This window comes from Chitinophaga pinensis, from assembly GCF_007896845.1.
GTDB lineage: Bacteria > Bacteroidota > Bacteroidia > Chitinophagales > Chitinophagaceae > Chitinophaga > Chitinophaga pinensis_C.
The window spans coordinates 253238-266546 of sequence record NZ_VOHS01000007.1; the positions used below are offsets into that span (position 1 = coordinate 253238).

Below are 13309 nucleotides of genomic sequence, written 5' to 3' on the forward strand. Positions count from 1 at the left end.
TGCGGGTGATAGCGAAATCAGTACCTGAAAAGTCAATACTAATATACGCTGATTTTGATGAGACCAGATCAGGAGTGGACTATATATTTGTTAATAAAAGCGGCTGGCCCGGTTTGGGAATCCCCGGTTTTTGCTTTAATTTTTACCCTTTATAAATGCTAACCCATGATGAGAATAATTCCCGCGTTTATTGGTGGTTGTATTGCTTTGGTCACCTCACTGACAGCAAGATCACAGGATGGGCCGCCGCCCATTTTTTTCCAGAGCATAGATGTTAGTGCCTATAAAGGTGCCTCCTATACCATAGAATGCTGGATGTATGCGGAGCGTAAAGAAAATAATTCAGGTACTGCATTGATGGCGTTGGGATACAATCAGCAGACACAGGTTAGTACCGCTATTGGCAAACTGAGTATGGAAGACTTTAAGGCGGGGGAATGGAACCGGCTGACGGTATCTGGTAAAATTGACAAGCGTACACAATCGCTTTTTATTGGGGCGCTGTATTCCGGGAAAGCGAAGTTCTTTTTCGATGATATAAAATTGTTCCTCAACAAAAAGGAAGTGCCCGTGAAAAAGCTGGTTTTGAAGATGCCGATCTGACTGCATGGAAATTCATCAATCAGCCATCTGCAGTAAAGGTTTCGGTGACTGATCAGCTGGTGCATGGAGATAAACAGGCGTTGTCTATCGATGCTACCGATATTATTTCCCGTGATTATGGTAATAATGAAACGACGGGGAAATATGCTACGATCAATGGTAACAGGATTTATTATGAAACGTATGGAGAAGGCGAACCGCTATTGTTATTGCATGGTGCATCGGAGTCTATCCGTCATTATGCAAAACAGATACCTGCTTTATCTGCATCCTTTAAAGTGATAGCCGTTGATACCCGTGGACATGGTAAGTCTACGGCCGATACTACCGGCTGACGTATGAACTGTATGCAGACGATATGTACAAGCTGCTGAATGAGCTGAAGCTGGATAGTGTACATGTATTGGGTTGGAGTGATGGCGGTATTACCGGACTTATACTTGCGATGCGTCATCCGGAAAAGTAAAAAACTTGCTGCAATGGGTGCTAATCTTTATCCTGATACAACTGCTTTATATGGTGGCTGATGATACGGTTCAAAACCAGATCAAGGTAATTGAGGCGCAACACAAACATTCCGATGATTTCACATTACGGGTCATCGTTGTTTGCTGGAGGAACCACATATAGATCCTGCCGCATAAAAACGATTCACTGTCCTGTACTGGTGATGGCAGGAGAGCATGAAGTCATTAAGGAAGCATATGCGACTCATGCAGCAAGTATTCCCGGTGCGGAGTTGGTGATATTTAAGAATGCTTCACTATGCGCCCAGTGAGATACCAGATGAGTTTAATAAACAGGTGAGATATTTCTGAAAAAGCCCTGCTGCGTTTCATAGCTGATCTTTTAATGAAGGAGGGGCATGCAATTCAAGCTCCCATTCTTCAAATGCCGGATAGGCTTTATAGTCGGGTAAGCAATATTCTTTCAGATATTCGGCCGCACGACATTCAGCATTTTGCATTCAATCATAGCCATTTTCATCCAGTTTGATCACATTGGCATAGATAGCAAAACCTGTTCGATAGCACTTGGTTCGTTACCATACAAAGGCAGATAGTCCCACACCTTCCAATGCATAGTGTGTGCGCGTGCATAAATAAGCGAAAGTGCGTAAAGCTCCGCCTAAAAGAAGCGCTTAGTTGTCTGGTCATTGTCGAACTGTTTTAGGAGATAAATATAGGTATAGGGATAAGAAAGATGATAAAAGTATAGGGATACCAGCGATATTACAGGTATGCAATACGCTGGAAAAGTGTTATGCTTTTCTGTTTATCAGATAGCTGACGGAAGCTGTGAAGTATCTATATGTTGAAGTACCCAAGGTTCTTCCGCTTCGTATTTTGCTGCTCTGTTTTAAGCCCCAGACTGTAATTCAGTTTGAATGCGAGGCCATTCTTCAGTTCATATGCGGCAACGAAGTTCAAACCCAGATCAATCGGTGTCTTGATAATTTATGTCATATTGATCGAGATCCCCGGGAGTTATTTTACGTTTGTACTTTAAGTCAAACTTACGTACAACTATCTGTCCATCACGATGATCATCTATCACCCGTGAATTTCCACCAAGTCCGCGGGCATATATCCGCCGGCTCCTGCGATCAGCTTTCCTTTTCCCAGTGGTTGTTTATACATACATTAACAGGTAGCTCCAGAAATGTGGCGTGTCCTTTAAATTCGTTTTGCTTACAGTAGGGTCATACTTAAAGTCATAATATTCCGCGTGTCCTTTTACACTAAACTGCAACTGTGGTTGCAGATAGAATCTGCCTGTCGCGGTATATCTGCCAGTATGCCTGCCTGCCAGGCTGGAGAGAAGCTTTTTTGGCCGGGTTAGAGGGTGCTCTATCCTGATCATAATAGGAAAAAGTCTTGTTCCATGTCCGAATCCTGCGGTAATTCCAAAGCGCGTCTGCGCATGGGCAGAGGAAATACCAATAACCAGCAGGGCTAACCATGTGATTTTTTTCATGGTAGTTAGTAGAGGGATTAAAGTGAGATGAAAGGACGGTTGGTGTCAGGCAACAAAATTCCTGCCACATGATTGTTGTGGTAAAAGCAAGGCCTCCGTTTAAAATAATTATGTTGCTTAAGCTTTTGAAGTGAATTTTTTGAGCATGTATGTTGCTGACAGACCAAAGAGCTGTTTCTTACTTTGGCGTTATTGACAGTCCAATAGTCCATTACCATGGACGGAATTGAAATGCTTCTGAGTCCGGACTATAAGTCAGGTTTAATCCTATACCATTCTTAAATTCATATCCTGCAAGGAAATTAAGTCCAGATCTATTGGCCTGTAGTAGTCAGTTTTGAGGTATTCCTCATTTGTGATTTGTTTACCTTTTTAAATTTTACGTCTTTGTCATATACATAGTCTTCTCCGGTAGTACGTGTCTGACCTGTTGTTTTACTATGACCACCAAGACCATATGCAATGTACCCACCTGCACCAGCAATGAATTTTCCGCTTCCAAGAGGAAGTTTATATAATACATTTACAGGCAGTTCCAGATAGGTGAACCTTTCTTTAAAATGCAGGTTGATCGGTTGGGAATCAGGCCCATCAGCGGCGGCATAGTAGTTATGATTACCTTTACTGCTGATCAACAATTGCGGTTGGATATAAATTTCCCGATCAGTTTTTCTCTCTGCTATTATACCGGCTCGCCAGGATGGATGAATCTACCTGAAGAACTGGAACCACCGTCTACTTTATCGGCGTCAGGGTAGTATAATTTTGATTTCCGAAGCCGGCGGTAATGCCGATTGAAGTTTGGGCATGTGTGTATAGGTAGCCCAGGTTAAACAAGCTAGTAGTACAATTTTCTTCATGGATGGTGTGAATTTATAGCAGCAATTTATGAAGAAAAAAGCCGACAAATACACGATAAGTTATTTAGGTTTTATTTAACGATAATGATTTATTGGGTAGTTTGGTCTGCTGACAGGATAAAATGATATCCCTGAATAACTTTTTTTTATAAAAGTTTGTAAGGTTTTGGCAGGCAGGTGTACTAATGAATAAAACGATTTCAAAAATGAAACACTAAACTGCCTGAAGCATTGTTATCAGCCCTTGTTTTTTATTAGTGGCCTTTAATCCTGTATCTGCGCAGCAACAACCCAAAGGTCTTCTATGGGAGATCACCGGCAAGGGGCTTTCTAAACCGGCGTATCTGTTTGGTTCTATGCATATCTATGACACAGGAAGTTATCAGCTGCCACAAGTACCTTTTGATCTGCTTGATAAGGTAGATAAATTGTATCTGGAATTAGATCTGGGCAAGATAGATCCTAAAGAAATGATGGATGCATGTACATTACAGATAGCGCATCGTATATTGACAAGCAACTGGATGAGTTATCTATGGAAAAGATGAGAAGATTTGTTCAGTCTGCACCTCTGTCGTTAATGATGGGGAATAAGCTCTATGCTATCAAACCCATGTTGTTAATCTCTATGTTAACCGGGAGTGCCGGAAAAGCCGCGTCGGTTGATTTTGAGTTATATAAAGCTGCGAATAGTAAAAATCTGCCGGTAGCGGACTGGAAACTGTAAAGGAAGAGATGGAGGCACTTAAAGCGATAAGCTTATCGTCACAAATGGATATGTTACGTCAGGTGTTAGATCAGAATATACCTCCGGTAGAAATGTTGAGAAGAATGACTGCCAGTTATACCAGACAGGATATTGAAGAGCTGTTGAATGAGATCAATTACAATATCATCAGCAGCTGGTGCAAACGATGCATTGCTGGTAAAAAGAAATATAGTGATGGCTGACAGGATTGACTCGTTATTAAAGCAGGAGCACCCGTTGATAGCTGTTGGTGCAGCGCATCTTGGCGCCCGCACAGGACTGATTGAATTACTGAGACAAAAGGATATACGCTTGCTAATGTCCCTTTTACCATCAAAAAGTCACATGAGTAATGACCAAAGCAGCATTTCTGGAACATACAATGCCGCATCAGGGAATTGTTTATAAGGTAGTGAATATGTATGCTGATAGCAAAGAGGATAAAGAGGATCTATTGCAGGAGATCTGGCTGCAATTATGGTTGTCTTTTCCCCGCTTCCGGTCTCAAAGTAAAGTGTCTACCTGGATGTATCGGGTTGCATTAAATACGGCACTGACTTATTCAAGAAAATCAGCGGTGCATAATAAACATGTACTTAATATTGCAATGACACCTGCCATACCGGAAGACGATCATGTGCAGCATGAACAGGAGCGTCTGTTATGGGAAATGATCCGGTCCCTGCCCAAAACAGAAAAGGCATTGATACTTTTATATATTGAAGGTGTCAGTTACCGTGAAATAGCAGATATCACCGGAGATTCTGAGAATAATGTCGGTGTCAGACTGAGTCGTATCCGACAGAAGCTGAAGCATGCAATCACCTCTAAAAACACGCAATAGTATGGAGCCAATAGATGATTTTGAATCCCTGCTCAGAGGGGCTGCCGGAAGGTATAATAATGACCTGCTTACTGAGCAGTCTGTGAGCAAGATATTGGACGAACGTCTTGCAGAGAGCAGGAAGAAACTGACATCTGATTTATTACAGAGATCTTGCTGGTGCTGGGGGCCTTAGTGTTTAATATACTTTTTTTATGTATTAATATTTCCGGAAGGACGTTGGGAAACAAGATGCAATTATGATAAGCAATGTTATTTATGTGGTAGGAATAATAACCTGCTGACCTGTCTGTTCATGTTCATCCGATTGATGCGTCTGTCTCTTTGCAACGAGATACCTACATCAAAAGTTATATAACAGACCTTTATAAACGTACACGCAGGACATTGAATATTTATCTCTGGATATCAACGCTCACGTGGTTGCTGGTGCTTATGGTAGTTTTATACTATTAAAAATGAATTGGTACTGGATGATTCCGGGTATCGTATTTGCGGGCTAAGTGGATATTATCTCAATATCTGGTACATAAGAAAACGGTTTGGAAAATGGTTGGATGAGATGAAAGCATTGATGATGGAATTCAGCTGAAATGATCTTTTTTATCGTTTATAAGTGCAAAGCCCCGGTATGCCGGGGCTTTGCTTATTCTATCAGATGCATTGTTTACAATAAATCAGCAGATCTGCTTCTTGTCCGATGCGCATAAATCCCGCACTTTCGAGGAGTTTTCTGCTGGGAAGATTGTCTTCCGCTGTTTTTGCAATAATGGTCTTCAGTTCATCATGGGTAAATGCCCAGTTGCTGATACTGATCAGTGCTTCTTTTGCATATCCTTTGCCATGAAAATTCTTATCCAGCATAAATCCTGTTTCTGTTTGTCCGTTGTCGTCTGGATAGCCAATGAATCCGATGCCGCCGATAGCCAGCCGTTCTTTTTTCAAAACGATTTCCCAGTTGGTATACCATTGGTATCTGTCGGGATAGGTAGCTGTCATAGGAATCCAGAAATTTGCAAGGGCATCTTCCAGTTCAACTATATAAACAGGGTCGATACACATAGCAGATGTATTGAGTCCGATTTTCGCTTCCATAGCGGCGCGATCCTGTTGACAAAGCGTAAGCATATCATGGGGGAGGGGAATCAGCTGTAGCCGTTCCGTTTCTAAGAAAAACATGTTTGTGTTTATTTTGATTTATATACATAGTGATTACAGCATCGCAGGAATTGCGATGAAAAGACGGGTTATAAGGCACCCGTTAGTATACAAATCCAGGCAATGTATGATGCCTGTATGGCAAGAAGAATTGCAGAGGCAATGATTTATTGCTGCTAAGGTAGTTGATTTTTCAGATACCGGTATTTACCAGTTTACTTCGATATAGTCCTTGAATAGTTTACCTGCCAGTTTTTCGCCTTGCATGCCCCTGTAAATAGGGTCATAGATCCTGGCGGCTGCATCATCCAGCATAAGCGGCGGAATAATCCCTTTTTCTTCCAGACGGGTACGTTTCTCTATCGGATTGCCGGTTGATACCCATCCTACGTCAACGCTATTCATGTAAATTTCATTGTCTGCATAGTCCCGGCCGCTGGTTCGGGTCATCATATTCAGGGCCGCTTTAGTCATGTTGGTATGCGGGTGGAAGATGGTTTTGCCTTCATAGCTGAATTGCCCTTCGGAAGAACTGACATTGATGATATACTTATCATGGAATGAAGACTTCATCAGCAGTGGTTTCAATCTGCTGTTCAGCATAAAGGGTGCGATATTATTCACAAGGTTGGCAGATAATACCTCGGCGGTATCAATCTCTTCCAGTTTCATCGTCCATGAGTTACTGTCGCGCAGATCAAGGGGCTGGTCAAAGAAATCTGTCTTATGTGCCGGAAAGAAAGTCTGTGCCGCGAGTAAAGCCTCGTTGGATTCCAGTTTCAAAGGTACACCTATCATCGGATTAGCCAGTATACGTGACTGGTCTTCCGGTGTAATTGTGTCTAACTGAAATTGCTTGTCGATCAATGGTTTATAGTAGGCGGCAGGATAAGAGATGGTCTGTGCCGCATTATTGATAATAATATCGAGACCGGAAAAATTCTCCTGTACATATTGCAGGAACATTTCCACCTGCGGAATGGAAATAAGATCCAAACTGTAGATGAACAGGCGGTGTTTCCAGTGATGGAAGTCGGGTTCTTTGCTGTAGCTTAACAGGGCATCTGCTGCAAACCGGGTTGTAGCTATCACTGTAGCACCATCCCGCAATAGTTTGAGCGTGGTGACGTAACCAATCTTCATACGGGCGCCGGTAACGATCGCGGTTCTGTTGTGAAGATCCAGCCGTTGCGCCTTTTTCTCTACATGAATATCGGCACATTCCGGACACAGGCGATGGTAATGGTGATGCAGCTGTGTATATTGTCTTCTGCAGGCATAACAGACAATCGCATTTGGGATGGTCTGTTGCAAGGGAATCGCTATCACATTTTCAGGCGCCTCATTGACGGAGGATTGCCTTGCTTGTCTGAAGACGGCTGTTTTTTCAATGGCATTGAGACTGACAGTCCTGCGTTCGTTTGCGGCTGTCAGTTTGATATCTTTTTTGGCTGTTTTATAAATTTTGGTGACCAGACCTTTCAGGCGGTTGGTATCGGGAGAGTCGAAAGGATGTTTACCCAGGAACTGTAAAATCTCATAAAACTTGTCCCATTCCTGCTGCGAAAATTCCTGCATGGAGAAATGCTTATAAATACTGGAAATGATCAGGGGACAAGGATTCGAACCCGTAACCTTCTACTTGCATAGTAGAGGCTCTTCCACTTGAGCTACCCCCGACCGCCGCGAAGGTATGACGTATTATGTTATTTTATACGTAAACTTTTTGTTCTCATTTGTTTACCATTGAATTGGCTGTTCAATGTGTTATCAGGCAATTTTTAGCTTTTCTTAACATGGCTGTTTATGGAATTTTTTCCATTGGAGAATCCTGTGCGGTATAACCAAAATTGATTTCCCATGAGCCAAAAGCACATTTCCGTTGTAGCGAAGCTGATACTCGGTTTAGTCTTCTCTACATTATCTGTAGCCACCTATGCACAAGATAAATACAGCTATGTTTACTTCAACAAAATGACAGAAGTTACTGGAACAGAATATGTTATTGCCAGTATATATGATATGGGTAAGACGTTCATGGCCCGTGACCCGCGTCTTTTATTTATCAATACGAAAAACGGGCATACGAAGCAGGTAGAATTCCCCGGAGGGGGATACTGGCATTCCATCACACAGGTCAGGATAGACAGTCTGCAGATAAACAGGATCGTACTTGAAGCGCAGACAGTCGATCTGGATCACCGGAAAGGTATCAGCTGGACTGATCCTACTCAGTTGGTAGTTATATCGCCGGATGGGGAAGAAAAGGTGCAGTTGACGGAGGATAGTTTTTTTGTACGTACCTGGATTGTAAACAATCAGACGGGCACTGTCACTGTTACAGGCCATTATGACACAAATGATAATGGTAAATATGATAAAACGGACAAAACCAGATCCTGATTTATGATTTGAAAACGTTTAAATTGGTGGCAAGAATATAGAATCGGGACTGGTATTATTAATAAATACTGTTTTGATCATAGTCATCCTTCGTTGATCCTTCGTTCATGAACGAAGGATCAACGAAGGATGACTATGATCAGATAAAGAATAGACCGTTTCTTATTTCAGATCTTTAAACGCCGACGGCGTCATCCCTGTATGAGACTTAAAGAATTTGGAGAAATTAGCATGATCATAAAACCCGAGGCTAAATACGATCTCTTTTACTGTCATGGATGACGTTTTAAGCAGCCTTTTTGCCTCCAGCAGCACTCTGTCCTGTATCAGTGAGGATGCGGCGACATTTAGCTGTTTTTGGCATACCATATTCAGATAATTGGGAGAGATATTGATGGCATGTGCATAGAAAGCGACAGAACGTTGTTCTTTAAAGCATTTATCAATCAGCCCGATGAACTGTGAAAGGATAGCATTGGAATTGTAAATGTCAAAGTCGCTGAAGCGCTTCTCTGCTGTTTTGCTGATCAGTAACCCGATGATACCACAGCGGGCTTTAACCAGTGCTTCGAAAGGCTCGTTTTTTTCAAGTTCTTTCTGTACACAACGGAATTCGTACAAGAGGGAATCATATGCACCTTTCTTCAATGTCATCACGGGGTGACGTTGATATAGCGCAGATGAAAAACGCAGGTTGGGAAGAAAGGATTCGAATGCTTCCTTTTCTATCATCAGCTGATAACCTACGGTTTCCTTTTTTATTTTCCATTGATGTACCTGTCCGGGAAAGACCATGTGTAATTGTAGATGTGCAATAGGATGTTCCACAAAATCGATGGTATGTATTCCACGTCCTTCTTCGAAGAGTATAGCGATGAAGAAGTCATGTTTATGAGCTTCATCGATTGATCTTTCTCCGCGTAGTTCATGAAACAGTACAGTGCAGTCTTCGGATTTACCCTGACTGAACTCCTGAATGCTCAATACCGGAAAATGATCTTTCTGATAATTCATCTGGCTGGAACGTATCGTTTGCGATAGCGCCTGTGGGCTAAATTAATGAAATAACCCAGCCCTGTCAACGATAACTGCTACACTATCAGTATCCGGGGATGTTGCTTATGATCAGAAGACAACCTTACCCTGATGGATCAATGACCTGATAGAGATATTCTGGACACTGCTTCAGCTGAGCAACTGGCATCTATCAGCACGATATTGGCATCATCTCCTTTCTTTGGCCATTGCTGCTGACCTTTATCATCGAGTGGCAGGATGTTGTAAGTAGCCAGTCTGAGACTGCGTGACAGGAGAAATTCTGTAGAATATCCGTATAACTGTGCCATCAGATTGGCTTTCTGCAGTACGCTTCCCAGTCCCCATGTATTCCAGTGGTCAATGATACTGTCATTACCGGTGCCTACGGTTACGCCATATTTGTAAAGCGTGGGGATGGGCATGATCAGTCCGCCGAAAGGAATGGTGGACATAATCCCGATCTGTGCCTGCGCCAGTTTATCTGCTATTTCTTCCTGTTTAGCTTTTTCCAGTTTGCCTAATACAAAGCAATGGCTAAGGAAGGTTTTCCCTTTCAGTACCGGATTTTCATTGACCCTATCGATCAGGTATTCGACGGTCTTCAGTCCGGAATCTCCTGATTCATGCAGGTGAATGTCAATGCCTTTATTGTTATCTAATGCCAGTTTAACGATGAAGTTCATTGGTTTGGCAATCTCTCCGTCCAGTGAATAAGGGTCCACACCTCCAATGAAATCAATATCCATTTTTGCGGCTTCTTTCATCAGGGAAGTGGAGTCTGTGTAATACAGCCCGTGTTGTGGAAAAGCGACCAGTTCTGCGCCAAAGGAGTCTTTTTTGTTTTCCAGTGCTTTCTGTAAGTTTTTGAGAGAGTCCAGTCTGGAGGTAGGTTCAATATTTACATGGCTTCTGGCAAAGCTGGAACCACATGATTGCAGCAGTTCTACCAGCTTTTCTGCATGATCAGTGGATGTTTTCAGCATTTCGGGAAGGATCTGCTGTTCCAGTGCGATCATGCCTTTTACGCCACCTGTTTTTTTTCTCGCAGCTTTCCATGGCCCACCATAGAAGGTTTTGTCCAGATGGATATGCATGTCTTTGAAGGCCGGCAGCATCAGGAGACCTTTGGCATCAGTTGCATTGGCTTTGGGGGCATTGGGCAGCACGGCTGTGATTTTACCGTTGGCTATTTCAATACAGAATAGTCCGGTTTTGGTAGCGATCACTTCATCCCCTTCATATTCAAATCCTGTTTCCAGCCGTACATTTTCAGTTTCAGATTCTTATTACCAGCGATAACTTCCGTTTCGTGGGGGTTGGCAGCTTTTGCATCCGTCAGCAGGAGGGCGTGATACCTAGTCCTAGTGTGGCGAGGGCAGAATTTCTGATAAAATCTTTTCTGGAAATGTTTGTAGAACGCATGGTAATAAATCTTTGCATCAAAGATAAATTGCCATGCGTAGGGATATGAGTAGGTTTTATAACATTACCTGTACGATTTATAATCGGCGGGAAGAGTACGAGATCTCCACTATCCGTTTCTGCTTCGCTATAGATCTCTTCTTCGGTTTCTTCATTATAATCGACAATGTCTTTCATGACAGAGCTGTATTTGATCCTTACCAATCCTTTATCATATATATGGTGCCATTGCCTGTCATCTGGAATTCACCGGCGTCCGGAATGTCCAGCTTAAGAATGATGTATTCTTCAAATCATAGAAGTCATCTGATTCATTGATATTATCCGGAAAGGAGAGAAAAGCTTCATCGTTACCACTTTCCCAGCTGAATGCTATTTCTCCTTTTTCTTTTACACGACGGATAATACGTTCTTTTACCTCCCATTCCACTTGTTTGAGTTTTTCGTTTCTCCCTTTCCCATCTGGCGAGGAAGTTATTGGTTTCTTCGGTATTGTGTTGACCAGCAGGGGATTTCTTGTGGTTGGGGGGAATCCTGTTTACGTGTCCGCCACCAAAAAGTTTTTCTAAAAAGTTACTGAGTAAGCTCATCTTTAATACTTTCCAATTGTTTTAAATCAGGGGAATATTGCCACCTATCGTTGAGTTTTACGTAGGAGAGCATTTCGTGTATGTTTGTTTCTTTCAGATAACCAGCCAGTTCCAGTGCATCAAGACCGAGCATTTCTTTCACCAGATATATTCCAAAATTGCTATGGTGATCATCAATGTGGATTTTATACCTGACATCAGCCATGGTCTTAGTACAAACTCTTTTAGTTTGCTATCAGCCGGATTCATGGTTTGATAATATCCAGCACCTGTTCATCCACATATTTGAACCAGTGATGAGCGTGGGGACAACCCCCATAGATCTTCCTTGCAATGTTCGGCTGCAATGTCGCGGATCAGGACAGTCTGTTTATCTGTGTTGATCAGCGTTTCACCGAATTGCTGTATGCAGAGGTCAATACCATAGGTATTGTGTAAAAGGATCCTGTGCCGGTAATTAAAATAGAATAGTTTACTGCTATCCATGAATTTGTGGATATGCATGTAATCTTCTGTCTGGCCGTTAAATTTCTTTTCGATAACAGACTATGTTTCCAGTAATTCATCAGTAAAAGGTCTTCGGGTACCTTGCAAGGTTGCTGTAATGTTTACTAAAGCGCTTTTTATTTTATGAATTGATATCCAGTATCAGGGAGAGCTGTTCTTTCTCATCCCTGTATACTTCAATTGTGCTTAAAGATAAGTCGGAAAGATCATGTCCCCATATACCATATTCCCGTCGGTGTTATTTCTGTTAATCAGCTCTTTTCTCTCATTCAGAGGAACTGTTTTGGTAACAGCTGATTGTTCTTCTTCTTTGTAGATCATATGATATTTGTCGCTGATGAATTGCAGGAGTTCTTTTCTCGTGAATCCTTTACCTGAAGCGGACAATTCAATATAGCGGGATTAGTCAGAGGATAATCAATGATCAGTCTGGCTTTTGTATAAGGCAGGACTATTTCATCCGGATCGATCAACCGCTTAATTTCGGTATCCGTTTTTCTCAATATTTACCCATGGAAGGATACTATCGCCAGATGCCTCTCCGGGTGTTGCCTTTACGCTGCAATCAATAGAAAGTATCAATGTACCAAGTGTGTCGGCCTGAGCTGCCTGTTCCTGTGCGAGGGCCATAATGGAGTCAAGTTGTTCTTTGGGAATAGTTGATAGTGGATCCTGTGAGTTGCGTTGCCGGTTTTGCTGGCAACTGCAGATCAGCATGATCGCGATCGGGATAAATAATTTATAGTACATGCTACAGTTGATAGGTTGATTTAATCGTTTAAGATACAATTAAAAATAGGATTTCAGTATCAGGTAGCCGTAGATTGTTACTGTATTATTGTCCGCAGTGGGGTAAAAGGAAAGGGGGCGTAAAAGCAGGAAGCCGCATATTGAGGTGTAATAAACAAGCCTGGCATTGGGAGATGCCAGGCTTGTCTGAAAAAGAGCTTTATTAATAAGCATACCAGGCGACACCTTCGAGTACGTATCCTGCACGCAGGGTTACTGTTTAATGATTAAGCGGCGTAAACTCGATAGGTAATACAGATAACTGCAATGATGGCAAGGATAATACCTGCGTAATTATAGCGGTTGAGCTTTTCTTTAAAAATGATAATACCTGTCGGCTTTCCCACAATGATCACACCGAGATTCATGG

23 protein-coding genes and 1 tRNA gene are annotated in these 13309 nt (G+C 42.3%); 10 read left to right on the forward strand and 14 right to left on the reverse strand.

Going from position 1 to position 13309, the window contains the following annotated elements; all coding sequences use genetic code 11:
• Window positions 1-165 precede the first annotated feature (165 nt).
• Genes FEF09_RS10080 through FEF09_RS10090 form a run of 3 tightly spaced genes read left to right on the forward strand, consistent with a single transcriptional unit; the run spans window position 166 to window position 1069 of the window.
• The gene (locus FEF09_RS10080; RefSeq protein WP_146304988.1) at window positions 166-603 is read left to right on the forward strand and encodes a hypothetical protein; all 438 of its coding nucleotides are present in this window, start codon (window positions 166-168) and stop codon (window positions 601-603) included.
• 44 nt (window positions 604-647) lie between these two features.
• A complete protein-coding gene (locus tag FEF09_RS10085; protein ID WP_146304989.1) occupies window positions 648-938 on the forward strand; it encodes an alpha/beta fold hydrolase in 291 nt (96 codons plus the stop codon).
• Between the two features lie 8 nt (window positions 939-946).
• Window positions 947-1069 (forward strand): alpha/beta fold hydrolase, encoded by a 123-nt coding sequence (locus tag FEF09_RS10090; protein ID WP_409994852.1) that lies wholly within the window; start codon window positions 947-949, stop codon window positions 1067-1069.
• Between the two features lie 369 nt (window positions 1070-1438).
• Here FEF09_RS10090 and FEF09_RS32815 read toward each other — a convergent pair whose 3' ends face one another.
• From FEF09_RS32815 to FEF09_RS10105, 3 genes are all read right to left on the reverse strand, one after another.
• Window positions 1439-1570, reverse strand: a complete 132-nt coding sequence (locus FEF09_RS32815; protein ID WP_261387404.1) for a hypothetical protein — start codon at window positions 1568-1570, stop codon at window positions 1439-1441.
• Between the two features lie 665 nt (window positions 1571-2235).
• The gene (locus FEF09_RS10100; RefSeq protein WP_146304991.1) at window positions 2236-2580 is read right to left on the reverse strand and encodes a hypothetical protein; all 345 of its coding nucleotides are present in this window, start codon (window positions 2578-2580) and stop codon (window positions 2236-2238) included.
• A gap of 314 nt (window positions 2581-2894) precedes the next feature.
• Entirely contained in the window at window positions 2895-3215 is a 321-nt protein-coding gene (locus tag FEF09_RS10105) for a hypothetical protein (RefSeq protein WP_409994851.1), read from the reverse strand.
• Between the two features lie 482 nt (window positions 3216-3697).
• Between FEF09_RS10105 and FEF09_RS10110 the strand changes: the two genes are divergently transcribed.
• From FEF09_RS10110 to FEF09_RS30680, 6 genes are read left to right on the forward strand one after another with little or no spacing between them, the layout of a single operon-like run.
• Window positions 3698-3988, forward strand: a complete 291-nt coding sequence (locus FEF09_RS10110; RefSeq protein WP_186774271.1) for a TraB/GumN family protein — start codon at window positions 3698-3700, stop codon at window positions 3986-3988.
• On the forward strand, window positions 3985-4167 hold the full coding sequence (locus FEF09_RS10115) for a hypothetical protein (RefSeq protein ID WP_146304994.1): 183 nt from the start codon (window positions 3985-3987) through the stop codon (window positions 4165-4167). Before FEF09_RS10110 ends, FEF09_RS10115 begins: the two co-directional genes overlap by 4 nt.
• 8 nt (window positions 4168-4175) lie before the next feature.
• The gene (locus FEF09_RS10120) at window positions 4176-4391 is read left to right on the forward strand and encodes a TraB/GumN family protein (protein ID WP_146304995.1); all 216 of its coding nucleotides are present in this window, start codon (window positions 4176-4178) and stop codon (window positions 4389-4391) included.
• Window positions 4384-4596 (forward strand): TraB/GumN family protein, encoded by a 213-nt coding sequence (locus FEF09_RS34705; protein ID WP_186774272.1) that lies wholly within the window; start codon window positions 4384-4386, stop codon window positions 4594-4596. Before FEF09_RS10120 ends, FEF09_RS34705 begins: the two co-directional genes overlap by 8 nt.
• A complete protein-coding gene (locus FEF09_RS10130; RefSeq protein WP_146304997.1) occupies window positions 4541-5032 on the forward strand; it encodes an RNA polymerase sigma factor in 492 nt (163 codons plus the stop codon). The genes FEF09_RS34705 and FEF09_RS10130 overlap by 56 nt, the downstream gene beginning before the upstream one ends.
• Before the next feature lies 1 nt (window position 5033).
• Window positions 5034-5207, forward strand: coding sequence for a hypothetical protein (locus FEF09_RS30680; RefSeq protein WP_186774273.1), 174 nt, complete (start codon window positions 5034-5036; stop codon window positions 5205-5207).
• A 479-nt stretch (window positions 5208-5686) separates the two neighbouring features.
• Here FEF09_RS30680 and FEF09_RS10135 read toward each other — a convergent pair whose 3' ends face one another.
• The 3 genes from FEF09_RS10135 to FEF09_RS10145 form a co-directional block, all read right to left on the reverse strand.
• Complete coding sequence (locus FEF09_RS10135; RefSeq protein WP_146304998.1) at window positions 5687-6211, reverse strand: GNAT family N-acetyltransferase; 525 nt, start codon at window positions 6209-6211, stop codon at window positions 5687-5689.
• Between the two features lie 186 nt (window positions 6212-6397).
• Window positions 6398-7768, reverse strand: a complete 1371-nt coding sequence (locus FEF09_RS10140) for an SDR family NAD(P)-dependent oxidoreductase (RefSeq protein ID WP_146304999.1) — start codon at window positions 7766-7768, stop codon at window positions 6398-6400.
• 28 nt (window positions 7769-7796) lie between these two features.
• Window positions 7797-7870: transfer RNA gene (locus FEF09_RS10145), tRNA-Ala, on the reverse strand.
• Window positions 7871-8050: 180 nt separating this feature from the next.
• Here FEF09_RS10145 and FEF09_RS10150 point away from each other — a divergent pair.
• Window positions 8051-8593 (forward strand): hypothetical protein, encoded by a 543-nt coding sequence (locus FEF09_RS10150; protein WP_146305000.1) that lies wholly within the window; start codon window positions 8051-8053, stop codon window positions 8591-8593.
• A 162-nt stretch (window positions 8594-8755) separates the two neighbouring features.
• Here FEF09_RS10150 and FEF09_RS10155 read toward each other — a convergent pair whose 3' ends face one another.
• From FEF09_RS10155 to FEF09_RS10185, 8 genes are all read right to left on the reverse strand, one after another.
• Window positions 8756-9607, reverse strand: a complete 852-nt coding sequence (locus tag FEF09_RS10155; RefSeq protein ID WP_146305001.1) for a helix-turn-helix domain-containing protein — start codon at window positions 9605-9607, stop codon at window positions 8756-8758.
• 137 nt (window positions 9608-9744) lie between these two features.
• A complete protein-coding gene (locus tag FEF09_RS10160) occupies window positions 9745-10857 on the reverse strand; it encodes an amidohydrolase (RefSeq protein ID WP_261387406.1) in 1113 nt (370 codons plus the stop codon).
• A gap of 109 nt (window positions 10858-10966) precedes the next feature.
• Window positions 10967-11230, reverse strand: coding sequence for a hypothetical protein (locus FEF09_RS10165; RefSeq protein ID WP_146305002.1), 264 nt, complete (start codon window positions 11228-11230; stop codon window positions 10967-10969).
• 58 nt (window positions 11231-11288) lie between these two features.
• Window positions 11289-11483, reverse strand: a complete 195-nt coding sequence (locus FEF09_RS10170) for a hypothetical protein (protein WP_146305003.1) — start codon at window positions 11481-11483, stop codon at window positions 11289-11291.
• A gap of 143 nt (window positions 11484-11626) precedes the next feature.
• On the reverse strand, window positions 11627-11848 hold the full coding sequence (locus FEF09_RS10175) for a hypothetical protein (protein WP_146305004.1): 222 nt from the start codon (window positions 11846-11848) through the stop codon (window positions 11627-11629).
• A gap of 68 nt (window positions 11849-11916) precedes the next feature.
• Window positions 11917-12183, reverse strand: a complete 267-nt coding sequence (locus FEF09_RS34710) for a DUF6915 family protein (protein ID WP_409994853.1) — start codon at window positions 12181-12183, stop codon at window positions 11917-11919.
• Window positions 12184-12336: 153 nt separating this feature from the next.
• Complete coding sequence (locus FEF09_RS10180; protein ID WP_146305005.1) at window positions 12337-12537, reverse strand: hypothetical protein; 201 nt, start codon at window positions 12535-12537, stop codon at window positions 12337-12339.
• A 90-nt stretch (window positions 12538-12627) separates the two neighbouring features.
• Window positions 12628-12900: a hypothetical protein gene (locus FEF09_RS10185; protein ID WP_146305006.1), complete on the reverse strand. Its 273-nt coding sequence runs from the start codon at window positions 12898-12900 to the stop codon at window positions 12628-12630.
• Window positions 12901-13309 lie beyond the last annotated feature (409 nt).